Raw genomic sequence first — 24675 nt, 5'->3', positions numbered from 1 at the left:
TTCACTGGATACTACTTTATGTTTAAAACCATTATGTCGAAACCAACCACGAATAACATCATGATAAAAGGGGTGACGACGATCGCTATACTGGCAGCTCTCACTGGCTGTCAGACATTGCCTAGCACTGAAATCAAAAAGCCGAACAATATAGTAGTGGATAGTAACCCGTTAACTGCTGCTATGCCTGCCATTGATCGTCAAGGACACATTGCTTACGTAGAAGAGCAAGGGGTAGGAAGCGCCAAAGTATCGACACTCTATAGTATCCGTCCTGATGGCAGTGATCGTCAGCGCATTGATCAGATCACAGGTTATATCTACGCCCCAGCGTGGTCAGCGGATGGTCAACAGCTCGCCTATAGCAAACAAGCGCCAAACCAGCACCCAAATATCTATATCCATGACCGTAACCGCGATACGCATAACCTAGTGGTCAATGCGCAAGGGAGCAATCTGTCTGCCTCGTTTTCACCAGATGGCCATCATCTGCTCTATAGCTCAACGGTCGGCGGCAATGCTGATATTTATAAGATGCGTCTAAGCGATGGGAAAACTGAGCAATTAACGACACTACCGAGCACTGAGGTACAGCCCAGCTATGCCGCTGACGGCAAAAGCTTTGTCTATACCAGTGACAAAGTCCGTGCAGGTCGTCCCCGTATTTATCGCTATCACTTCGCGACTGGTACAGCCGTACCTGTACCGACAAATGGTTATGTCGCCAGTCCTCAGCTCAGTGTAGATGGTCAGCGTATGGCTTATCTCAATGGTCGCAAGGCTGCTGTCATGACGCTGGCGACTGGACACGTGATCAATCTGGCAGAGACTGGTCTCGATGAGCCGGCTCGTCTATCTCCTTCTGGCAAGTATGCAGTCTATCCAACGCGTCATTCAAAAATCAGCGGGCAAGTAGGCGGTCAAAGTGTTAGAAGCCAAAAAGGTGGAGATTTGGTGATTCATTCGCTCTCAGGAAATATGAGCTATGCTATCAATAGTCAAAATGGTGGGGTCGTACGCTCACCGATATGGGGCCGCTGATTGACACAGCTATATATTATGTAATGAAATGTATATATAATCATTAACAAAGAAACATAAGTTGATTCTAAAAATATAAATATAACGGCATTAAGTCGAGCAAAAGTCATTCATGTCATACCAAATTATGTAATTGGGTCATTAAGATACTAGATTAAGTAGGCAAAGGGAGAGGAGATGTCATGCAAGAGGCTTTTTTAGTATTTATTACTAATATCAGTTTATATCCCACGATTGTTTTTACGGCGCTTGTGATGTTTGTGACCTTGTATTGGGTCGTCTCTTTGCTTGGTCTGGCAGATATGGATAGCGTCGATCTTGGGGATTTAGGTGGTGATGCAGATGTCTCAAACCTATCTTCAACGGGGTTTTTTACCGGTCTCATGCTCAAGTTTGGCCTTTATGGCGTGCCGCTTATTATTATCTTAACCCTTATCAGCCTTATCGGCTGGCTACTAAGCTATCTGTACACCAGCTTTTTGCACCAAAACGTTGACTCAGGCATTTTGTATTATGTATTTGGTACAGGGGCACTGGTCTTTGTTTTGGTGATATCGATGTGGCTGACTGGCCTTATTATCTCGCCAATTCGTAAAAACATCGCCAAAATCCCTAAACGCAATGCTTCTAGTAATATCGGCAAAATCGCTGTGGTGCGTACGCTGAGCGTGACTGACAAGCATGGAGAGGCAGTACTCAATGATGGCGGCGCAGGATTGATACTCAAGATTCGCTCAGATATGAGTGACAATCAGTTAAAACAAGGCGATAAAGTCGTGTTGGTAGCGTATTTAGATGATGCCAACACTTACCGAGTCACGCCTGTTGAAGACAAATAATGCTCATCAAAGATATTGGTCAGTAAATGGTGGCTTAATAACAGATAAAAAATAAGCATTTAGTAAATAGAGCAAGGGTTTTAAATTCGCTTGGAATGTTTTAATTAGAGGAATGGATATGGACAAACTCATTATCGTCGGCGTGGTTGTGGTGCTGGCGTTTGTTTTTATGATGGTCGCACTTTTGATGCTCAAAGCCTTTTATGTGAAGGTTGAGCAAGGCAAAGCACTCATTATCAACGGCGTGAACAAAATCGCTGTGCGCTTTGATGGCGGGTTTGTTTGGCCTGTCATCAACAAAAAAGAGCTGATGAAAATCTCGCTGATCACCTTAGAGGTCGATCGCCGCGGCAAAGAAGGCTTGATTTGTGCGGATAATATGCGTGCCGATATCACAGTCGCATTTTATTTACGAGTGAATGAAACTGAAGAGGACGTCCTCAAAGTCGCCAAATCCGTTGGCGTAGAGAGAGCGTCTGATAAAGTCGCGGTCAATGAGCTATTCAATGCCAAGTTTTCTGAAGCGTTAAAGACGGTCGGTAAGCAGATTGATTTTGTCAAACTGTTCGAAAACCGCAGTCAGTTCCGTGACAGTATCGTCCAAGAAATCGGTAATGATCTGAACGGTTATGTCTTAGAAGATGTGGCGATTGACTATCTAGAGCAAACGCCAAAAGTATCACTGGACTCCAGCAATATCCTAGATGCTGAGGGTATCAAAAAGATCACTCAGCTAACGGCGTTTCAAAACGTCATTACCAATGAGCTTGAGCGTGACGAAGAGCTGGCCGTTAAGAAAAAGAACGTCGAAACCCGAGAGGCGATGCTGGAGCTGGAGCGTCAGCAAGCAGATGCCGAAGCCAAACAAAAACGCGAAATTGCGTCAGTCATCGCTCGTGAAACAGCCGAGACGCGCAAGATTGAAGAAGAAGAGCGTAAAAAATCAGAAACCGCTATCATCATCGTCGAGCAGGATCTGGCGATTCAGCGCGAAAACCAGCAGCGCGAAATCGAGGTTGCAGAGCAAAACCGTATGCGCGCCGTCATCATCGAGCAAGAAAAAGTGACGCGAGCGCAGGATTTAGAGATCGTCTCGCGTGAGCGTGAAGTTGACTTACAAAAGATAGAAGCTGAGCGTGCGATTGAGCTTGAGAAAAAAGAAATCGCCAATGTCATCCGTGAGCGTATCGCAGTCGATAAGACCGTGGCGCAAGAAGAAGAGCGCATCAAGGAAGTCCGCGAAGTCAGTGAGGCGGAGCGTGACAAGCAAACGCGCGTTCTTGCCGCTGAGGCAGATGCAGAAGAGCTCAAAGTGCGTCAAGTCAAAAAAGCCGAAGCTGAAGAGCTGTCAGCGAAGCATAAGGCGGTGGAGATTACCACCCTTGCCAATGCCAATTTAGAGGCGGCGGCTAAAGATGCTGAGGCCAAAGTTAAGCTGGCTGAAGGAATCAAGGCCGAAGAGTCGGCGCATGGTTTTGCCGAAGCGGCCATCCAAGAAGCCAAGGCCATATCGCTAGAAAAAGAAGGTATCGCCAAAGCCAATATCATCAAAGCGACGGGACAGGCTCAGGCTCAAACAGACCGTGAAAAAGGCATGGCTGAAGCCGAAGTTATCGCGGCTCGCGGCGCCTCTAAAGCAAAAGCTGAGCGTGACATCGGTATGGTCGATGCAGAGATTGTTGCCGCTCGCGGTGAGTCTAATGCCAAAGCCGAACGTGATGTCGGTATGGCCAATGCTGAAGTTATCGCCGCTCGCGGTGAGTCAAACGCCAAGGCCGAGCGTGACGTTGGAATGGCAAAAGCCGAAGTCACTCGTGCGCACTTCCAAGCTGAAGCCGATGGTCTGGTCGAGAAGTTCAATGCCATGGGCAGCATGAGCAAAGAAGCACGCGAGCACGAAGAGTTCCGTATGGGGCTTGAGACCGCGCTACAAGAAGCGATGGCTTCTATTGACGCAGGTAAAGAGATTGCCAAAGAAAACGCTGAAGTCTTGGCAGTGGCCTTACAAAAAGCCAAAATCGATATCGTCGGCGGCGAAGCCCACTTCTTTGACAACTTTGCCAAATCACTTTCTATCGGCAAAGCCATCGATGGCCTTGCTGGTAAGTCAGATACCCTAAGCGGTATCCTCAATGGTGTGCTGGCCAATCAGGCGATGAATAAAGCCAATAAGTCAGATAACGCGCCGACTCAATATAATGATTAGTATGTTTGATAGTCAAAAATCTGCTGCTGTGGCGGCAGGTTTTTTGGTCAGCTCATGACAGTACCGAGCTGGCTGGTCTAAAAAAGCTTATCCACGTCTTTGTCGCTTAACGTTACTTTTCGTTTTTTTAGACCAGTCAAGATTTTCTTAGATTTATCTCATCTTTTCTTATTGCCCAAAACTCTCTTATTATATAAAAACAGAAGTGGACGACTCACGATGGCGGATACGCAAAACCCAACCAATCTAGATAGCACCGACAACGATAGCCAAGCCAATCAAGCCCAGCCCAGCAGTCAAGCCGATCAGGCCGTCGCTTCAGGTAACGCCTATGAGCTTATAAAAAAACGCCTTACCGAGCAAGGTAGCCGCTTAGAGCAGCAAACCGCGACCTTAAATAATGCGCGCCTACAAGAGTTTGGCAGCACACAGATGCAAGTGATTGCCCGCACGCGCATTCGTACCGAATATAACTGCGTGGCGCAAGATATGGTGCAGGTCGGTGATTATTTGCTGTTTGGTTACAACGTCTTTATGGGGCTTAAGCGCGCTAGCAATGTTAAGGATGTACTGTCGCTATATCGCTTGATAGACCCTGCTGATAAAGGCGACAGCGATGAGAGTCCGCAGAGCAGTAGTGGTGATAGTGCGGAGCAAGAGTATCAGCTCGAAGAGGTCGATTTAAAAGGAACGTTTTTAGATCAGCAAGCTTTTGTGCAAGACTTCAACGAGCTATACCGCTATTACAAGCAAACGCGCCTTATGCAGCTGACGGTCAAAGACAGCAAGCTTTTGCTGGCGTTTCAGATCGGTGAGCGTATCAGCGATATTCGGGTGTTTCGTTTTGCTCTCGATTTTAGCGAAGGCACACCAAAGGCTGCGCAAGTGGCTTATGTCGACAATCGCGGTGAGCGCGATATTGAGCTACCACCTGCTTATGATTTTGAGTGGATAGAGACCACGCGTGAGCAGATGATCAATGGCAAATATCCGCACATGAATATCCTAGACACCATATTTGTGGAAACGGTCGGCGGTGACTTAACCATCAAAATCGAAAACAATACCGAGTCAGGGCAGGGCATCTATAGCGAGCCGGTCGATGACCGTACCCAGTCGCTTACCGATGCTCAGATTGATTATGCCAAGGTGGGCAGCTTGATTTTGCTCAAGATATTACCGTATCGCGAGGACAGCTATCGCTACTTTGTTTATAACACCTTGACCGAGGCTGTGCTGCGGCTGGATGCCATCGGGCAGTCGTGTGTGCAGCTGCCTGAGGATCACGGCATTATATTTCCGGGTGGGTATTATCTACAGACGGGCGAATATAAGCTGTTCGATGCCAACAGTGTCGGTGCCAAAAATTTAAAATTTAAGCGTAAGATCATCTCGCCCAATGGCGAAGATGTATTGTTTTTGTTTTACGACCGAGCACTTGGCATCACGGGGCTATTTCCTTACAACCTTATCAAAAAACAGCTGGCAAACCCCATTTATTGTAACGGCATGGCGCTGGCTGAAAACGGCCGTTTGGTGCTGTTTAGTGCGCAAAATGAGCCGTCACGCATTCATCCAATGCAGATATGGCATACGCCGTATGCGTCGCATGAGTATGTCAGCGAGTTGCCTGAAAGCACGAGCTTTTATGGCAAAATTGGGAACAAAGAGCTGGTACGTGGTATCTCAGATCTTTATAGCATCACTCGCCTCATTGACAATCAAAGCGTCTCGCAAAAGCTTTATGAAGAGCTCGCCGACAATACCAGCCGTCTCTTTGATAGCTATTATTGGTTGTCCGAGCCAGAGCTGGACGATATTGCAGGCAGTATCAAAGACGTCACCGCCACCGCTGAGCTGGTCATTGATGAGTTTGCCAAAGTCCAAAGCATCCAAAAACAAACCCAAGCAGCACTAGCGGATGCCGACGCTCAGCAAAATGATATCCTGCGGCAAATAAAAATCACAAGCTTTGAGTCAGCCAGTGACTATGTGGCGCAGTTATCGGCGCTCAGGCGGCAAAAAGGTCGGCTAGTCGGCTTAGAGGACTTGCGTTATTTAGATAGTGATAAGTTACAAGCATTGCAAAAACAATTGGAGGAAGCAGAGAGCGAGCTGGCCGAAAAAACCGTGACGTTTTTAAGCGGTGAGGAGGCATTATCCAGCTATGAGGATATCTTGGCAGAGGTCAGCGAACGTCTAGACACCGCCGAAACCAATAGCGAGCTCAAACCGGTGCTTGAGCAAATCGACGATACCGCTGCAGGGCTGGACTTGTTGACCGAACTGCTGGGCACCCTCGATGTCGCTGATGCCACCGTCCGTACGCAAATCATCGATGACATATCATCCATTTATTCGCGCCTCAATCAAAACAAAGCCAAGCTCAATCATAAACGTAAAAGCTTAGGTTCTGCCGAAGCGATTGCGCAATTTGGGGCGCAGTTTAAGCTGTTTGGTCAGTCGATTGCCAATGCCTTGTCGATTGCCAATACGCCGGAGAAATCAGACGAGCAAATGGCCAAGCTACTGGTGCAGCTAGAGGAGCTTGAGAGTCAGTTTGCTGATCCTGAGATGGGGGGCGGCGATCAGTTTTTGGCAGATATCATCACCAAGCGCGAAGAGATTTTTGATACTTTTGAAAATCATAAACAGCAGCTGCTCGATGCCTGTAATCGCCGGGCGCAAAACCTAGGCGATGGCGCACTGCGGATGCTTGAGAGTATCAAAAAACGCACCCAAAGCACTGGCGTCACTGGATTTGCCGAGGAAGAAGCGCTCAATACTTACTTTGCCTCTGATGGTCTGGTACAAAAAGTACGGAGCATCGCCAAAGACTTACAACAGATGGGGTTTAGCGTCAAAGCAGACGATATCGACGCACGCCTTAAAGCCATTCAGGTTGAAAGCTATAAGAGCCTCAAAGACAAGTCGGATCTGTTTGAAGACGGTGGGAAAATTATCAAGCTTGGCCGTCATCGCTTTTCGGTCAACACTCAGCCGTTGGACTTAACGCTGCTCAGTCGTCAGCAAACAGACGGCAGCCGCGTGCTAAACCTACATCTCACCGGTACAGACTATTATGAAGTGCTCGATAATGCAGAATTAAATGCGCTGCGCCCGTACTGGGACATGAGTATCGCCTCCGAGTCTGATACGGTGTACCGCGCTGAATACTTGGCCTATCGCATCATCGAGAGCGCGAAAAATAATCAAGATGGCCTGACGCAGGCGCGTCTGTATCAGGCTTATGACGACACGGTCAGTATGGCCAATGCGGCTCATACGATAGATAGCAGCGGCGAGATTACTGCCAGCAGTCCACTGGCCACATTGGTCAAAGCTTATGCCACGCCGCGTTATCAGCTTGGGTTTGACAAAGGCATTCATGATCATGACGCCACATTGCTATTGCTCCAAATCCTGCCCACGCTACGCGATGCCGGTTTACTTATTTATACGCCGCAAGTGCGCGCGCTGGCGCAGCTGTTTTATTGGCAACTGTCCCTTGTACAAGCGCTTGGCCTAGAGGCTTTGCGCCCCTTTGGCTATGACACTTGGCTAAATGAAAACGTACTGATACAAGTCGGCAGCTGGCTCGATAGAGCGGTGACTGCCGAGCAGCTGCGGCGTAGCCTTGGCAGCGATCGGGCGCAGGCGCTATTAATTGCCGATATGACCATGCTCATGCGCGAGTTTGTTACGGCTTATGATGGCAGCCATACAGGCAGTAATAGTCATCATACTAGCAATAGCAATAATGCCACTATCTTTCAACACCAGTACGTACAGCAAGCCTGCGAATACTTGGTCAGTGTCATGGGGCAGGCTGGCACTGATGCAAGTGGGATGCTCGCCAGTGGTCTAGATAGTGATACTGTCGATCACAAGCTATCATTATCATGGCAAACCAGCCAGCAAGCACAAGCGCTGTGTGATCAGCTGCGCCAAGCTTTGGATACTACCCCAAGCGGCAGGCAAGCTACTCAAAGCATGACGCAGCTGCAGTCCTCTATTGGCAAGCTGACCTTGCAGCCAAAATCTGCCTATGAGCTACTAGCCACTTGGTTTTATGCTTTGCTAGATAGCATAGCTACAGATCAGACTACAGATGGTAGCAGTGCTGATGATGGTGATGCGCCTAGCGAAGATGTGCGCACTAAGCGAGCAGAAGAGGAAGCGCGGCGTCAGCAGCAGGTGGAGATCGGTCGCCATTATGTACCTGAAGCGATTGCTATTATGCTCACCCAGTTAGATGACCCTATGCGCGCATCTTTATTGCAGCGCTTGAGTGCGTCGGGCGTCAGCGTTGATGCAAGGGCGTCGGAGCACGCCTCGGCATCGACCTTATCCTTTATACCATCCTCGTCTTTATCCAATGGCAAACACCCGCTAAATCAAGTACAAAGCTTTGCACGTAGTACAAGTAAGGTGGCGCTTGAGATACAGGTGGGCAGCTTATTGGGTGAGCATCAGCGTATTCATCAGCAGACCCTCACCTTTGCGGTCGATGATTTTTTAAGCCGTTTGCATCATCACGACAGCCAAGTGATACCTGCTTATAAACGCTATCTGGCGATGCGTACTGAGATATTGCATGAGGCAAAAGACGAGCTGCGGCTAAATGAGTTTATGCCGCGTCCGCTATCATCCTTTGTGCGTAACCGCCTGATTAATGAGAGCTATCTGCCGTTGATCGGTGACAATCTTGCCAAGCAAATGGGTACCGTCGGTGAGGACAAGCGTACCGATCTGATGGGTATCCTTATGATGATATCACCGCCAGGGTACGGCAAAACCACCTTGATGGAATATGTGGCGAGCCGCTTAGGGCTTATCTTTATGAAGATAAACTGCCCCTCGCTCGGTCATGATGTCACGTCCCTCGACCCCGAAAAAGCGCCCAATGCCACGGCAAGAGAGGAGCTGAATAAAATCAACTTAGCCTTTGAGATGGGCAATAACGTCATGCTCTATCTTGACGATATTCAGCATACGCACGCGGAATTTTTGCAGAAGTTTATCTCACTGGGCGATGGCACGCGGCGCATCGATGGCGTTTGGCAAGGCAAGACCAAAACCTATGACATGCGCGGCAAAAAGTTCTGTGTGGTCATGGCGGGTAACCCTTATACCGAAAGCGGCGAAGCCTTTAAAGTCCCTGATATGCTCGCCAACCGCGCCGATATCTATAATCTTGGCGATATCATGAGCGGTATGGAGGAGGTGTTTGCGCTCAGTTATATCGAAAACGCCTTGACCTCAAACAAGGTACTCGCGCCCCTTGTCAATCGTGATTTAAGCGATGTGCATCGACTGATCAAAATGGCAAAGGCCGACAATGCAAACCTCGCGCAAGCCCAAGCTAGCGAGCTAAGCTATCCGTATAGCACCTCAGAAGTTAATGAAATTGTTGCTGTCTTACGTCATATGTTTGCCGTGCAAGCAGTCATCCTTGATGTCAATCAGGCCTACATCGCCTCTGCCTCGCAAGATGATAAATACCGCACCGAGCCGATATTTAAACTGCAAGGCAGTTATCGCAATATGAATAAGATGACCGAAAAGCTGTCAGCCGTCATGAATCAAGCAGAGCTGGATCAGCTAATCGATGATCACTATTTGGGCGAGTCGCAGCTACTTACCCAAGGCGCAGAGAGCAACTTGCTGAAGCTTGGTGAGATGCGCGGCGTGCTGACAGAGGATGAAAAGGCACGCTGGGCGCAAATCAAAGCCGACTTTTTGCGCAACAAAGCCATGGGCGGCGAGGATGGCGATATCGGCGCACGTATCGTCGCGCAGCTTGTCGATCTTGCTAGCGGCTTTCATGCCATTAGCAGTCAGTTTGAGAGCTATGTAACAAAAAATGATCCTGAGCAGCTGGCGCGTTTAAAAGAGTCAGCTGAGCAAATCAAACGAGACGCCCAGCTTGAGTCACAAAAAATCCTTGCCGATAGCTTTATTAACAATGCTAAAGTCGTCAGCGATAGTATCGACAATGGCTTTGAGAAAAGTATGAACCAGCTAACACAGCTCTACAAGCACGACCATAAAGCCGAAGGCGAGTACCTCAAACAAAACCAAGAGACGCAAAAACAGCTGATGGTACAACTGGTGGGCGCAGTCGAGCAATTGGCACAGCAGATGGTTCAGAGTCTATCGAGCCGTGCTGACGATCAAGCATCGACCACCGATGTCACAGAGCAGGCCGCGCTGATAGCACACGCTCTAAAAGATGCGCTTGCACCGCTAACGATGCGTATGGATGAGAAGCTGGCGATTGACAGCAGCACCGATCAATCAGGCAAGCTGATCGTCAACAGTCTCAATCGCCTAAATAAAATATTTGACGATTATGAGTAATCGGTAAGGGTCATCATGGCACATAAAAAACAAAACCTACCACAAAAAACCTGCCCCGTCTGCCAACGGCCTTTTACCTGGCGCAAGAAGTGGGAGAAAGATTGGGAGCAGGTGGTGTATTGTTCTGAGCGGTGTCGGCGGGGGAAGGGTAAGTTCAAGTTGTAGCTAACTTCGCTTTACGCGCGTATCTACTTATCTATACAAAGCGTTAGCTAAAGCTTGGATCTTCGTTTAATTTGCATAGTTGTCTTAAAACTGTGCAAGTAGCACTGCTACCAGTAAAGCTAAACCTGATACTTAAGTATCTACTGCTAATGAATTAATAGTTTACCCCTTTAGCTAGTATGATTCTTAATAATTACATCATTTTATTGTTTAGCAAAATAGGGAGTTTTTGTATGTCCACACCATTTGATTCTGAAAAAGTTATAGTTCATAAAATTAATGATTCTAATTTGAGTGCCTTTTTAGTTGGTTTCGATATTAATGATAATGGTGATAAATACTATCGTGTTGAGGAGTTAATTAGGAAACTTACCAACGTTATTCCTGAGTTTGCCTTTGGCTTTCATACTGGTGCTAATACAGATAATACTGACTTAATCTCTAAAGTTTCAGAGTCTGCTAAGCTCATATATAATATTGATGTTTTTCAGAAGGTTAAGGATATTTATTTAGATAATAATGGGTCTATCGATGACGAGCTTAAGGAAAAATACTTAAGAAGAGGAGAGTTTGGCGAGCTTATACTTCATTTATTATTAAGAGACTTCCATAATACTACTCCTCTCCTATCGAAAATCTTCTTCAAAGATTCACTAGGTCATGCTGTCCACGGGTTTGATGCAGTTCATATTGAGCCTGAAACACGTACTCTATGGCTAGGAGAGTCAAAAATATATATGGATGCTAAGGCTGGACTAAGAGAACTTGTCAAAGATATAAAAGAGCATTTTATTGCTGATTATATGGACTCAGAGTTTATGCTTATTTCAAAAAAAGTAAAGGCTTTCGATTATCCTGAAATTCCAGAAAAAGAACATTGGGTGAATTTATTAGATGGTTCAACGAAACTATCTGACAAACTTGATCAGATTAACATACCGTTATTATGTACTTACAATTCAGATTTATTCAGTCGATATGATGATGAAAATGATGAAGATTTTTCAAGTGAATTTACGTCTGAGATAGAAGAGCTTAAGAATTATTTTAACGGAAAAAATGATCATCCGTTAAAAAATAATTTAAATATTATTTTAATACTATTTCCTGTTAGAAATAAGATTGAATTAGTTAAAGGCTTACATCACAAGCTTTCACTCATGCAAGAGTTGGGTTAAAAAATGAATAGATACTTAGCTGAAATAGAAAATAAAAAAGTGTTCAATTTTGATGAAACTTTTGAGTTGTATAAAATATGTGCGCAAGCAGTCAACGATAATAGTGAAAAAGCTCAAAAATTATTAGTGAACATACTTGATAATAGAGGAAAGTTTGATGCTAGCCTTGATGAAGTCTTAGCTGATTTATTGGAATCAATTGGTTTTTATCCTTATTTAGAGAAAGAAAGTTTTGAATTGAGTTCAACAGCTTCGATTATGAGACAAAAATACCACCATTCAGACAATCTTAATAAATATCTCCATGAAGATCAAAAATTCTTACTATCTCTTATTAATTCTGATAAAAATGTAATAGTAAGTGCTCCTACAAGTTTCGGCAAAAGCCTTTTGATAGAGGAGTTTGTTGCTTCAAAAATATTTAGAAATATCATAATAATTCAGCCTACTTTAGCATTGCTAGACGAGACAAGGAGGAAGCTTCAAAAATACGATGAGCATTATAAATTGATTGTAAGAACATCCCAAGAAGTAAGTGTAACAAAGGGTAATATCTTTCTTTTTACGGCTGAAAGAGTTAATGAATATCGGGGATTTAATAATGTTGATTTTATAGTGGTAGATGAGTTTTACAAGTTAAGTTCGAATCGAGATGACGAAAGAGCAGATTCTTTAAATAATGCTTTATATTATATTTTAAAAGAATATAAACCAAAGTTTTATTTGTTGGGACCTAATATTGATGGCATATCTTATGGGTTTGAAGATAAGTATAATGCTATTTTTTATAAGACTAAAACATCTTTAGTGGATGTTAAGACAATTGATGTGTATTCAGATCATAAGAAAAAATTTGATCAGCCTAGGAAATTTAAAGAATATAAACAGAGAGTGCTTTTCGATTTATTATTTGAAAACAGTGATCAGCAGACTATAATTTATTGCTCATCACCATCAAAAGTAAGAAAGCTCTCAAGAGATTTTCTAATATATTTACAAGAAAAAAATATTGAAGTTAGAAATAATGACTTAGATATTATTGAGTGGATAGAAAAAAATATATCTCCACAATGGAGTTTAATTCCTTTACTAAAGCATGGAGTTGGAATTCATGATGGTGGATTACAAAAGCATATCACTACTTCAGTCATTGATTATTTTAATGAAGGTTTGTTAAGTTATTTATTCTGTACTACTACTATTATCGAAGGGGTAAATACTAGTGCTAAAAATATAGTATTCTTTGATAATAAAAAAGGAGGAAATATTCCCATTGATTATTTTGATTATTCTAATATTAAAGGGCGTGCAGGGAGGTTGATGGTTCATTATACAGGTATTATATATAACTTTAACCCAGTTCCAGTTAATGAAAAGATCATTATTGACATACCATTTTATGAGCAAAATCCTATATCACCTGAAGTTTTAATAAATTTAGAAGAAGTAGAAATAATAGATAAACAAAGTAATGATTACAAAGTTATTCGAATGTTAACTCAAGAGGAAAAAAGAGTTATTCAAAGTAATGGTGTGAATATTTTTGGACAAAGAGACATTATTGAGCAGTTAAGGGACGATGTGAGTTCGAGTAAATATGCGTTAGTATCATGGGATGGTTTTCCAACATATGAGCAACTGGAGTATATTTTTACTCTAGCAGAGAAGTATTTACTAAAACCTACTGAATCATTCAGACCAATGACTGTTAAAAAGCTTACTTATATTACATGGAACTATAGCATTAATAAAAATTTGAATGAATTAATCAAAAGTCAAATTAAATTTAATGTTGAAGAAAATGAAATGAGTGAGAAAGATGCTCTCGAGGAAGCTATTAGGGAGTGCTTTCAAATACTAAAACACTGGTTTCAATATAAAATTCCTAAGTGGTTATCAGTAATGAATTCATTACAAGAGTTTGTGTGTGAAGAAAAAAAACTTAGAGCTGGCAATTATAGTTACTTTGCTAACCTAATTGAAAGTGACTTTATCAGAGAGGATTTATCTATACTCTCTGAATATGGTGTTCCAAGCTCAGCTATTAGAAAGCTTGAAGGGATAATATCTCAGAGTAAGGATGCAGACTCAGTGTTAAGTATCATAAAGAGAAATGAAATACTTGAAAACCCTATATTTATTGATTACGAAAGAAAAAAACTTAAAATAAATTGAGCTTAAACTACAATAAAAGAAAAAGCGGGATTGATCACCTAAGTAACCAATCTCGCAGCAAACATTTTCTAGTGAATGCTAATCAAACCCTACAAATTCGGATTTAACCACTTCTCAGCCGTCTTTATATCCCAATCTTTACGCTTGGCATAATCCTCTAACTGATCTCGGCCGATTTTACCGACATTGAAGTACTCACTATCAGGATGCGAGTAATAAAAGCCACTGACCGAAGATGCTGGCCACATTGCAAAGCTTTCCGTCAGTCTTGTACCGATAGCGTCCACTGTACCCAGCCAATCAAACAATTTGCCTTTTTCGGTATGCTCAGGACAGGCAGGGTAGCCTGGCGCTGGACGGATGCCGACGTATTTTTCTTTGATCAGCTCATCGTTGGTAAGTTCCTCACTAGCCTGATAGCCCCAGTAGTCTTTACGGATGCGCTCATGCAAATGCTCGGCAAAGGCTTCGGCTAAGCGGTCAGATAGTGCTTGTACCATAATGGCGTTATAATCATCGCCAGCCGCTTTATAATTCTCAGCGAGTGCTTCAGTACCGACGATGGAGACGGTAAAGCCGCCGATGCTTTATAATTCTCAGCGAGTGCTTCAGTACCGACGATGGAGACGGTAAAGCCGCCGATATAATCGTCAGAGTCCTCTAACGGCGATATAAAGTCGGCGAGGCTAAAGTTTGGCTTGCCGCTCGCTTTATCAGACTGCTGGCGCAGATGCTCAAAGGCATGCGTTGGCTGCCCGCCATCTGTAGGCGATTTGTCATAAACGCTAATCGTATCTGCGCCGGTGCGTTTGGCTGGAGCAATTTTAAACACGCCTTTAGCGACGACTAACTTTTCATCGATCATTTTTTGTAGCAGATTTTGCGCATTATCAAACAGATCACGCGCCGCTTCTCCAACGACCTCATCTTGCAGGATTTTTGGATATTTACCCGCCAGCCCCCAGGAGATAAAGAACGGCGTCCAGTCGATATAAGGGAGCAGCTTATCGATAGGGTAGTCGTCCAATATCACCTGACCGAGCTGATTCGGTACAGGCGGTGTATAGTTGTCCCAATCATATTGAAAACCACCCTCAACTGATTCAGCATAAGTCAGCTTCGCCGCTTTGGGTTGACGCTTCGCGAGACGCTCGCGCACTTTGATATACTCTTCGCGGGTCTCATCGATGAGGCCTTGACGGTGCTCTTTCGACAGCAGCTTGGTCACCACGCCGACCGAGCGCGAGGCGTCCGAGACGTAGATGACCGCATCATTTTGGTATTGCGGTTCGACTTTGACCGCGGTATGGGCTTTGGAGGTTGTTGCGCCGCCAATCATCAGCGGCAGGTTCATACCGCGCTCTTGCATTTGCTTGGCGACATAGACCATCTCATCGAGGCTCGGGGTAATTAGTCCTGATAGGCCGATGATATCGACTTTCTCTTTGATAGCGGTATCGAGAATCGTCTCGCACGGCACCATCACGCCCAGATCAAGGATGTCGTAGCCGTTACAGCCGAGGACCACGCCGACGATGTTTTTACCGATATCATGGACGTCGCCCTTGACCGTTGCCATAAGGACTTTACCTTTGACTTCGCCCTCGACTTTTTCTGCTTCGATATAGGGGTTGAGCCAAGCGACCGATTGTTTCATGACGCGTGCCGATTTGACCACTTGCGGCAAAAACATTTTACCCGAGCCAAATAAATCACCGACGATATTCATGCCATCCATCAAAGGCCCTTCGATAACGTCGAGCGGTTTGGGGTATTTCTCCCATGCTTCTTTGGTATCGGCTTCGATAAAGGTGGTGATACCTTTGACCAGTGCATGAGCAATGCGCTCTTCTACCGTGCCCTCGCGCCAGCTCATATCGACGGTGCTGTCTTTTTTCTTACCGCCATCTTGATAGCTCTCAGCGATAGTCATCAAGCGTTCGGTGGCATCTTGTCCACTCTCGCCTTGATTGCGATTGAGCATCACATCCTCAATCGCCTCGCGCGCCTCGACAGGGATGTCGTCATAGACTTCTAGCATCGACGGGTTGACGATACCCATGGTCAAGCCGTTTTTGATCGCATGATAAAGGAATACTGAGTTAATCGCTTCACGAATCGGGTTGCCACGGAAGCTAAATGAGACGTTGGAGACGCCGCCTGATACCATGGCATTGGGCAGGTTGTCTGTGATCCATTTCGTCGCATTAATAAAGTCAGCGCCGTAGTTATTGTGCTCGGTGATACCGGTGGCGACCGCAAAGATATTGGGGTCAAAGATGATGTCCTCAGACGGGAAGCCAACTTCATTTACCAGTACGTCATAGCTACGCTGACAGATCTGGATTTTGCGCTCATAAGTATCCGCTTGCCCATCTTCATCAAAGGCCATGACGATGATCGCCGCGCCGTAGCGCATACACAGCTTGGCATGCTTGACAAATTCGTCATAGCCTTCTTTTAAGGAGATGGAGTTGACCACGCATTTGCCTTGCGCGCGCTTGAGGCCTTCTTCGATAATGTCCCATTTTGACGAGTCAAGCATCAAGGGTACACGGCTGATATCTGGCTCACCTGAGACCAAATTGACAAAATGAATCATCGCTTGTTTGGAGTCGAGCATACCCTCGTCCATGTTGATATCGACGATTTGCGCACCGCCTTCGACCTGATCGCGCGCGACATCTAACGCTTCGGTATAAGCTTCGGTTTTGATCAAGCGCAGAAACTTCTTCGAGCCTGTGACGTTGGTACGCTCACCAACGTTGACAAACAGACTGTCGGCGGTGATGTTGAACGGCTCAAGCCCAGACAGACGACAAGCAGGGGCAATCTTTGGTATCACGCGCGGCGGATAGTTCGCCACCATGTCTGCAATGTGGCGGATATGCTCAGGCGTCGTACCACAGCAGCCGCCGACGATATTTAGGATGCCCGCTTTGGCAAAGCCCTCTAGCAGGGCAGCGGTTTGCTCGGCAGTCTCATCGTACTCCCCAAACTCGTTTGGCAAGCCAGCATTAGGGTGGGCTGAGACATAAGTATCGGCGATGTTTGAGAGCGTCTGAATATGCGGGCGCAGCGCATCAGCACCGAGTGCGCAGTTAAAGCCAACTGATAAAGGCTTGGCGTGACGGATAGAGTTATAAAACGCTTCCGCCGTTTGCCCCGATAGCGTGCGACCTGAAGCATCGGTGATGGTGCCTGAGATCATAATCGGCAGCTCAAAGCCGATATCATCAAATACGCCGGTGATGGCAAATATCGCCGCTTTGGCGTTTAGGGTGTCAAAGATGGTCTCAATCAATAGAATATCGACGCCGCCTTCGATCAGTGCCAGTGTCGCCTCGCGGTAATTGAGCACCAACTCATCAAAGGTGATATTACGAAAGGCAGGGTCGTTGACATCGGGAGAGATCGAACAGGTACGTGAGGTTGGGCCGATGACCCCAGCGACAAAGCGCGGCTTGTTAGGGGTTTTTGCGGTAAATTCGTCAGCTGCCGCCCGTGCTATCTGCGCTGCGGTCTTGTTCAGCTCTGGTACGAGATATTCCATGTCGTAGTCAGACATCGATAGCCGCGTACCATTAAAGCTATTGGTCTCGATAATATCAGCGCCTGCTGCGAGATGATCGTGATGAATGTCGCGTATCATCTGCGGCTGCGTGAGCACGAGCAGATCATTATTGCCGCGCACGTCTTGCTCTATATCGGCAAAGCGCTCACCGCGATAGTCGGCTTCCTCGAGCTTATATGTCTGAATCTGCGTTCCCATCGCCCCATCAAGCATCAAAATACGCGACTGCATTTGCTCAGTGATACGCACGCGCGCGGTGAGCTGCTGCTCTTTATAAGGAAAGACGGCAGGTGGCGTTAGGACAAAGCCGTCGTCCGCTGACGGTGCTGAGTGATCGGTTTGCGAAGAAGCCTGAGAGGTTGGCTGTTGGGTCGTCGGCTGTTGAGTCATAGGAGCGCTGCTTATTTCGTCAATATTTTAAAAAAGGAGAGGGCAAAAAGGTGTCAGTACATAACGCGTATATAACTACCGGTTATTGCCACAAAATAGAATAGGCAAATTCGCATTATTTTAGCATGAAAAATCTATCGCACACGGGCAGGCCGATATTCCTTTGTGTCATATGATAATAAAGCGTTCAAGCATGAATGATCAAACGCTGCACAAAAATCACGCCCTCATAACACTTATCAGCTGAGCGGTGATGTTTGAACTGATAGCAGTTTAGGCCATTTGATAAGGCGGTACAAATGAATATCATTTCGCTTAAAGATTACATAAAGCTTTGATTTTAACCATGGAAACTTAAAAACCTGCCCAAAAAACTGACAAAACTTACATCCATCGCACAAAAAATAGCGTAAATATGGATAGATGAATGATTGCCATATGTTAATTTGGATACATAAGGATTTGCATTTTATAAGTAATACTAACAAGCCTTTTGACAATGTGGTTTATCAAAATGCGGTTTGTCAAATAGTTGTCATATCAGTAGATATCGTAAAGAGTGGATAAACAAAGTAGAGTGTTGTGTTATCCAATAGGTATTGTGCAGCACACCGTCATTTTTATTCATTGCTATATAAGTATCTGACTTTGGTAATATAAATAAAGGATAGTGGCTTATAGATTAGCAGGCCTTATGAGTAAATCACCAATCTGACAAAATTCATAATCAAGGATGTTTATATGAAATTCTCTAAAATCGCTACGATAGGTACATTGGCCGTTTCAATCGCTGGTCTTAGTGCCTGTAATAACATGATGCCGACCAAAAGCGCGCAAATGAAAGCACCGACGCACAGCCAATCTATGAAAAAAATGAATGTCGTGCAAATCGCACAAAGCAATTCTGATTTTTCGTTATTGGTAGAAGCGGTCGTAGCAGCAGATTTGGCCGGTGCTTTATCTAACCCCAATGCTCACTATACGGTATTTGCGCCAACCAACGCCGCCTTTATGCAGGCATTAAAAGAAACTGGCATGACAAAAGAGCAGCTATTTGCCAACAAGCCATTACTGACCAAAATCTTAGGCTATCACGTAATCAATGGCAATATGGCCATGTACGCCAAAGATGTCAAACCAGGTAATGTCATGACCGTGAGTAAGGATACGCTGATGGTGACGCCAAAAGGGCAGCTGATGGATGAAATGGGTCGTACCACCAATATCATCAAAACCGATATTGCGGCGAGCAATGGGGTGATACATGTGGTGGATCGTGTGTTGATGCCCAAATAACCATAAACATTGATAGCCGTCACGACCATGTACGCTGTGCTTATACGCGACAAACGTTATCAGCGCAGTGGTGGTCTGGACTTTCGCATTCCGCGCAATCCTATTATGCAGCTTATATTTATCCAGTTTTTATTGAAACTGCTTTTAATAAAACTGTGATTTATAAAGCTACTATTTATAAAGTTGCTATTAATCAAACAACCAAAATTCTACCCGTTAAATAAAGGAAGCATCATGTTAAAAAGGAATCTATTATCTATCGCTGTCATTACCGCCGCAGTATCACTGGCTGCTTGTAATGATACTGAAACTGTGACCGAGCCGGTGGTCGAGCCTGACACCACTACAGAGACAACAGAAACCATGAGCGAGCCTGTAGAGATGACAGAGCCAATGGCTGATACTGAGCCGATGGCCGAAATGGACGCTATGGGTGAGATGGCCGCGACGCAAACCATCGGAGAGATGGCTGCCAGCAATGAAAATCTGACAGTATTGACCGCAGCGCTGCAAGCGGCTGGGCTCGACTCTATGCTAATGGCTGAGGATAAGTACACCGTATTTGCACCGACAGATGAGGCATTTGGGGCGTTGCTGACCAAGCTGGGCATCACAAAAGAGGAGCTACTGGCGGATCAAGAAACACTCAAAAGTGTACTGCCATACCATGTGGTTCCAACGGTCGTAAAAGCCGCTGATATCCCGTATGGTACAGACATCGAAACCGCCAATGGTGCGACGATTTCTATCAGTGAAGCCAATGTTATCACTGATGAAAATGGCAATACGGCCAATATCGTCGGCACGGATATGATGGCGACCAATGGGGTCGTACATGTGATTGATACCGTTTTATTGCCCAAGTAATCGCAGCGTTATGTCATTTTTAATTGTATTAAAGGCGGCTTTTTAAGTAGCTGTCAGCTCTTTTAGCCTAGAGCATTTTTATGGATAAGTATTAGGGCGTGTCCCTATTTTAAAAATGGTGATAAAAATGAGATAAATCGCAGGCAAACAAGGAAAATAGCGTAGGTAATATCAAGATATTGGCCAGCTATTTGACACCGTTTGCCAAAGATTTAGCCATTTTTAGCCCATTTAGTTATAAACGCTTGAATCAGGGACATGCCCTAAAGATAATGCAGCCAAATAACGGCTAAAAAAACCCGAGACACTGGTCTCGGGTTTTTTATTGTTAAGACTCAATACAATCGAGCGATTATTTAGGCTCTTTATGTAATGGGTCCGCATTCACTCTTTGTTGCCCTTTTAGATGACGCTCTTCCCAATAAGTGGCGTTTTTGATACCAAATTTCTTAGGATCAAAGGTAAACCTATTAGAAGTAGTACCGCCTCCTGCTTTGAGCTGGGCTTCATAGTCTCGCAAAATATCGATAGCAGGACGTGCCACAAAGAAGATGACGATGATACCAACGATGTTGAGCCATGCCATAAGACCCACACCAACATCGCCGAGGCCCCAGATATAGCCTGAGCTGTTGAGCGCGCCGTAAGCTACCATAAACATGATAACGAGCTTCACAATAAATTGACCTGTCTTACTCGCGCCTTTACCCATTGAGCGGGTCAGGTATGAGATATTGACTTCCGCGATATAGTAGTACGCCAAGATAGTGGTGAAGGCAAAGAAGAATACCGCGACAGCAATAAAGGTGTCACCAAAGTTGCCGTAGACAGACTCCATCGCCATTTGGGTGAATGATGGAGAGTTGATCTCAACATCAGCGGCGACGTTTTGGACGATAAACTGCCCTTCAGCCAGCTCGCCTTGGATGTTGTACATGCCAGTTGATAAGATCATAAAAGCAGTGGCAGAACAAACAAGCAAGGTATCTACATAGACTGAAAACGCTTGTACCAAACCTTGCTGAGCTGGGTGATCGACCGCAGCGGCAGAGGCGGCGTGAGGACCTGTACCTTGACCTGCTTCGTTTGAGTAAATACCACGTTTTACGCCCCAACCAATGGCAGCACCGAAGCCTGCTTGAGCAGTAAAGGCATCACCAATGATTGTGCCAAATACTTGCGGGATCATGTTGAAATTGGTGAACATGATAAGTAGAGCTAGGATAATGTAGCCTAGCGCCATAAATGGTACCGCATACTCAGTAAAGGTTGCGATACGCTTGATACCACCAAAGATGATAAAGCCTAAAACCACCAAAATGATAGCAAGAGCGATCAGGCGCGTGGTACCCGTCTCTATGCCAGCTAGGGTCATCGCCGAGCCTTCACCTGCGACCTGCGCGACAGCGTTGATGACACCGTTGGCCTGTACGCCAGGTAAGAACACACCACAAGCGACGATAGAGGCTATGGCGAATAAGATACCATACCATTTTTGGCCAAGGGCACGTTCGAAGTAATATGCAGGGCCACCGCGATATTCGCCAGTAACGACGTCGCGCTCTTTATAGATTTGACCCAAAGTCGATTCGACATACGCGGTAGATGCGCCTAAGAATGCCACGATCCACATCCAAAATACCGCACCTGGGCCACCGAAGCCGATCGCGGCTGCCACGCCAGCGATGTTACCCATACCAACGCGGCCTGCGAGTGAGACGGCAAGTGCCTGAAATGATGAGATACCATCATTGTCTGGTTTGCCTTTAAACAATAGTCTTAACATCTCCCCAAATAAACGCACTTGCACAAAGCGCGTCATTATAGAATAAAAAAGCCCGGCGCCTAGGCATAAATATACCAGCGCTGGGCTCCAAATAATTCCATTTGCTAAACTGACTAAACCTTCCATATCATGTATTCCTAGTACTGTCTCAAAGTGGCGCTGTATGCTAGGCGTAAACTAACTGGTTAACTTACTTATTCAAGTTAAGCAGTTAAATTATCAGCATCGACTTACCTGTGCTAGCGCAGTCTCATACGTTGTGTCACCACCAAGAATGGACTGTAGTTGTCTGTATTTGTCCGTAGGGCTGATCAGCAAATCATTCTACTGCTCGCCGCTATCTGTATCACATCAGTCACGGCTACGATTTATTGCTGTCTGAGCATAAGGCATGGCATAAATGACCAAGCGCTCAGATACGTTATAAGTAGACCCACAAACAAAACAGGCGGTTATATAATTAAATAGCCATCAAACTGATAGCGGGACTTGCTATGAGCAGCACGGTGCAATGACAGGGTATTGGACCAATAACAAACAAATCTGTTTAGTAAGTATTACGCAGTTTGTCAACGTTTTCATCAAGCTATCGATGGGCTGCTAATACTAAACGAACCATATGTCCACTACCAAATGTATTCAAACCGTACGGCTACGTAACTGCAATTTGCCATATTTTTCTATTAATTACTAGAATTTTCTTTATATATAAGCGTATATATTCATATTTAAGAAAGCTGCTTTTTTCTAGGGTGGCAAGGGAGTAGACCTATGTTTGTGTTTATCCTAGCAGAAGCTTTTTGTTAAAAAACGATACAGGCGTTCATCGCGGTTGTGTTTTGGTAACGATGAATTGTAAAAGCAGTACGATAGCGCCATTATTACTACCATATCTTATAAGCTATAATGATAAAAATAGACACGGAATAGACGTGAACAGCTAGCGCAAAAAATGAAATTAGGAGAGAAATGATGACACGTAAATCTATGGTAAAACCCATGCTGATAGCAGCGGTACTAGCGACGTCAAGTGCCGGCCTCAGCGGCTGTGGCTATAATAATTTGCAAGCGCAAGACGAGCAGGTGACTGCATCGTGGTCAGAGGTGGTCAACCAGTATCAGCGCCGCGCAGATTTGGTGCCAAACTTAGTCAAAGTGGTACAGCAGTATGCTGAGCAAGAGCAAGAGGTGTTTACTCAAGTGGCCGAAGCGCGCGCGCGTGCCGGCAGCATTACCGTTACGCCAGAGGTGCTAAACGACCCAGAGGCGATGGAGCGTTACGCCGCCGCTCAAGAGCAGATGACAGGGGCGCTGTCGCGTTTGATGGCAGTGTCTGAGCGCTATCCTGAGCTCAAGTCAGATGCGTTGTTTCAAGATTTACAAGCTCAGCTAGAAGGCACAGAAAACCGTATCGCCGTCGCGCGCAACCGTTATATCCAAGAAGTGCAGGGTTATAACACCACCGTGCGTCAGTTCCCGACCAATATCACTGCCAAAGTATTTGGAATGGACACTAAGCCCAACTTTAGCGTGACCGACGAAGAGGCTATTTCGACTGCGCCAAGCGTCGATTTTGGTGACTCGGCAAACTCAAGTGCTGAGTAGCTTCTAAGTCGCCATAAAATAAAGCGGTGTTGACCGCTTTATTTGTTTTAGGGGTTGTGGCACTGATGTTTATGACCCAGAATTTTACGAGCCTAAATTTTAGTGTTTTATAATTTTACAATAAGTACAGCGGTCACTTAAGGTGGTATAGATTAGATGAATCATTCAAAAGCAATCTTATCAGTATTACTATTTACACTGAGTCTGGGCGGTGCACCGATGCTGTACGCCGCGCCCAACGACGCTGCTGATAGTGTGGTCGCTGTAGATAATGGCTCAAACGTGCAGAGCCGCAGTGTCGAAGAATTGGTGGCAATTGCCAAAGCAGGCGAATCCAATGAAGCCATTAATGAGGCAGTATTGGGGAATGAGGCGATCAACGAAACCATTCTTAGCAATGACAATCAAGATAGCAATGACACTATTAATTCTAATGCAGCGCAAACGACTGCTGCGCCGATACAATCAAGCGCCAAAAGTGTCGATGCTGACAAACTGATCCTAAACTCGCCTGTGGTGGATCAAGCTAATATCTTAAACCCGCAAGAAAAACAGCGCTTAGAGGCGCAGCTTAAGAGCATCTATCAGCAAGGTCTGGCGCAGGCGGCGGTTGTGATTGTACCGACGACCAACGGGCTGCCGATATTTGACTATGCGTTACAAGTGGCAGAAAAATGGCAGCTGGGCGACCAAGATATCGATGATGGTTTGCTGATGGTTGTCGCGGTCAATGACCGCAATATGTATATTTTGACCGGTTATGGGCTTGAGGGCGTGTTGCCTGATGCTGCGGTCAATCGCATCATTCGAGAAGACATCACCCCTTTGTTTAAACAAAACAATTATGGCGCTGGTATATTGGCAGGGGTAGACGCGCTAAAGACACGCCTGAGCGCTGATCCTGAGGTGCTGGCGCGTGCCGATGCCCAAGCAGCAGAGCGTAGTGCGCAGCAGGGAGGTGACGAGGTACCATCGCCGATCTTTTTGTTTATCATGGCGATGATTTTCGGTGGTTTTATCACCAACATATTTGGCCGTGTGTTTGGCTCTATCCTGACGGCTGGCGGCTTTTTTGCAGGCTCACTGGCGCTGGGTGGCGGGTTTTTTATGACCGTCATTATGGCGATATTTTTGTGGATGTTCCTTATCTCACGTGGCTCAGGCGGTGGCCGTGGTGGCCGCGGCGGCGG

At 45.5% G+C, this 24675-nt stretch carries 12 protein-coding genes and 1 pseudogene; 11 read left to right on the top strand and 2 right to left on the bottom strand.

All coding sequences use genetic code 11. The annotated features are described in order from the left end of the window. The first annotated feature begins 33 nt into the window (after positions 1–33). The 7 genes from NK638_RS04155 (at position 34) to NK638_RS04125 (ending at position 13967) form a co-directional block, all read left to right on the top strand. Positions 34–1041, top strand: a complete 1008-nt coding sequence (locus NK638_RS04155) for a Xaa-Pro aminopeptidase (RefSeq protein ID WP_274632048.1) — start codon at positions 34–36, stop codon at positions 1039–1041. Positions 1042–1223: 182 nt separating this feature from the next. After that, positions 1224–1880, top strand: coding sequence for an OB-fold-containig protein (locus NK638_RS04150; protein ID WP_274632047.1), 657 nt, complete (start codon positions 1224–1226; stop codon positions 1878–1880). 118 nt (positions 1881–1998) lie between these two features. Continuing rightward, entirely contained in the window at positions 1999–4086 is a 2088-nt protein-coding gene (locus NK638_RS04145) for a hypothetical protein (protein WP_274632046.1), read from the top strand. Positions 4087–4305: 219 nt separating this feature from the next. Further along, positions 4306–10449, top strand: a complete 6144-nt coding sequence (locus NK638_RS04140; protein ID WP_274632045.1) for a DNA repair ATPase — start codon at positions 4306–4308, stop codon at positions 10447–10449. Positions 10450–10464: 15 nt separating this feature from the next. Then, positions 10465–10614, top strand: coding sequence for a DUF2256 domain-containing protein (locus NK638_RS04135; protein ID WP_274632044.1), 150 nt, complete (start codon positions 10465–10467; stop codon positions 10612–10614). Positions 10615–10847: 233 nt separating this feature from the next. Next, a complete protein-coding gene (locus NK638_RS04130) occupies positions 10848–11792 on the top strand; it encodes a HamA C-terminal domain-containing protein (RefSeq protein WP_274632043.1) in 945 nt (314 codons plus the stop codon). Between the two features lie 3 nt (positions 11793–11795). Further along, the gene (locus tag NK638_RS04125; protein ID WP_274632042.1) at positions 11796–13967 is read left to right on the top strand and encodes a DEAD/DEAH box helicase; all 2172 of its coding nucleotides are present in this window, start codon (positions 11796–11798) and stop codon (positions 13965–13967) included. Between the two features lie 89 nt (positions 13968–14056). On the opposite strand, the pseudogene metH reads toward NK638_RS04125, so the two are convergent. Then, positions 14057–17772, bottom strand: a pseudogene (gene metH / locus NK638_RS04120) (methionine synthase). Positions 17773–18672: 900 nt separating this feature from the next. Between metH and NK638_RS04115 the strand changes: the two are divergent. After that, entirely contained in the window at positions 18673–19227 is a 555-nt protein-coding gene (locus NK638_RS04115) for a fasciclin domain-containing protein (protein WP_274632041.1), read from the top strand. Positions 19228–19461: 234 nt separating this feature from the next. Continuing rightward, complete coding sequence (locus tag NK638_RS04110; RefSeq protein WP_274632040.1) at positions 19462–20094, top strand: fasciclin domain-containing protein; 633 nt, start codon at positions 19462–19464, stop codon at positions 20092–20094. Positions 20095–20446: 352 nt separating this feature from the next. Here NK638_RS04110 and NK638_RS04105 read toward each other — a convergent pair whose 3' ends face one another. After that, positions 20447–22006: an alanine/glycine:cation symporter family protein gene (locus tag NK638_RS04105; RefSeq protein ID WP_274632039.1), complete on the bottom strand. Its 1560-nt coding sequence runs from the start codon at positions 22004–22006 to the stop codon at positions 20447–20449. Positions 22007–22852: 846 nt separating this feature from the next. Here NK638_RS04105 and NK638_RS04100 point away from each other — a divergent pair. Next, complete coding sequence (locus tag NK638_RS04100; protein WP_274632059.1) at positions 22853–23485, top strand: LemA family protein; 633 nt, start codon at positions 22853–22855, stop codon at positions 23483–23485. A 156-nt stretch (positions 23486–23641) separates the two neighbouring features. After that, the coding region (locus tag NK638_RS04095; RefSeq protein ID WP_274632038.1) for a TPM domain-containing protein at positions 23642–24675 on the top strand (1034 nt) is incomplete at its 3' end.

Source organism: Psychrobacter sp. A3, assembly GCF_028823565.1.
GTDB lineage: Bacteria > Pseudomonadota > Gammaproteobacteria > Pseudomonadales > Moraxellaceae > Psychrobacter > Psychrobacter celer.
The sequence above is the reverse complement of the archived record's forward strand: the minus strand, read 5'-3'. Positions and strand labels throughout refer to the sequence as shown.

Excerpts from the sequence above, each read along its gene's own strand:
- NK638_RS04155 (WP_274632048.1), top strand. The coding sequence starts at position 34 with ATGTCGAAACCAACCACGAATAACATCATGATAAAAGGGGTGACGACG.
- NK638_RS04150 (WP_274632047.1), top strand. The coding sequence starts at position 1,224 with ATGCAAGAGGCTTTTTTAGTATTTATTACTAATATCAGTTTATATCCC.
- NK638_RS04145 (WP_274632046.1), top strand. The coding sequence starts at position 1,999 with ATGGACAAACTCATTATCGTCGGCGTGGTTGTGGTGCTGGCGTTTGTT.
- NK638_RS04140 (WP_274632045.1), top strand. The coding sequence starts at position 4,306 with ATGGCGGATACGCAAAACCCAACCAATCTAGATAGCACCGACAACGAT.
- NK638_RS04135 (WP_274632044.1), top strand. The coding sequence starts at position 10,465 with ATGGCACATAAAAAACAAAACCTACCACAAAAAACCTGCCCCGTCTGC.
- NK638_RS04130 (WP_274632043.1), top strand. The coding sequence starts at position 10,848 with ATGTCCACACCATTTGATTCTGAAAAAGTTATAGTTCATAAAATTAAT.
- NK638_RS04125 (WP_274632042.1), top strand. The coding sequence starts at position 11,796 with ATGAATAGATACTTAGCTGAAATAGAAAATAAAAAAGTGTTCAATTTT.
- NK638_RS04115 (WP_274632041.1), top strand. The coding sequence starts at position 18,673 with ATGAAATTCTCTAAAATCGCTACGATAGGTACATTGGCCGTTTCAATC.
- NK638_RS04110 (WP_274632040.1), top strand. The coding sequence starts at position 19,462 with ATGTTAAAAAGGAATCTATTATCTATCGCTGTCATTACCGCCGCAGTA.
- NK638_RS04105 (WP_274632039.1), bottom strand. The coding sequence starts at position 22,006 with ATGGAAGGTTTAGTCAGTTTAGCAAATGGAATTATTTGGAGCCCAGCG.
- NK638_RS04100 (WP_274632059.1), top strand. The coding sequence starts at position 22,853 with ATGACACGTAAATCTATGGTAAAACCCATGCTGATAGCAGCGGTACTA.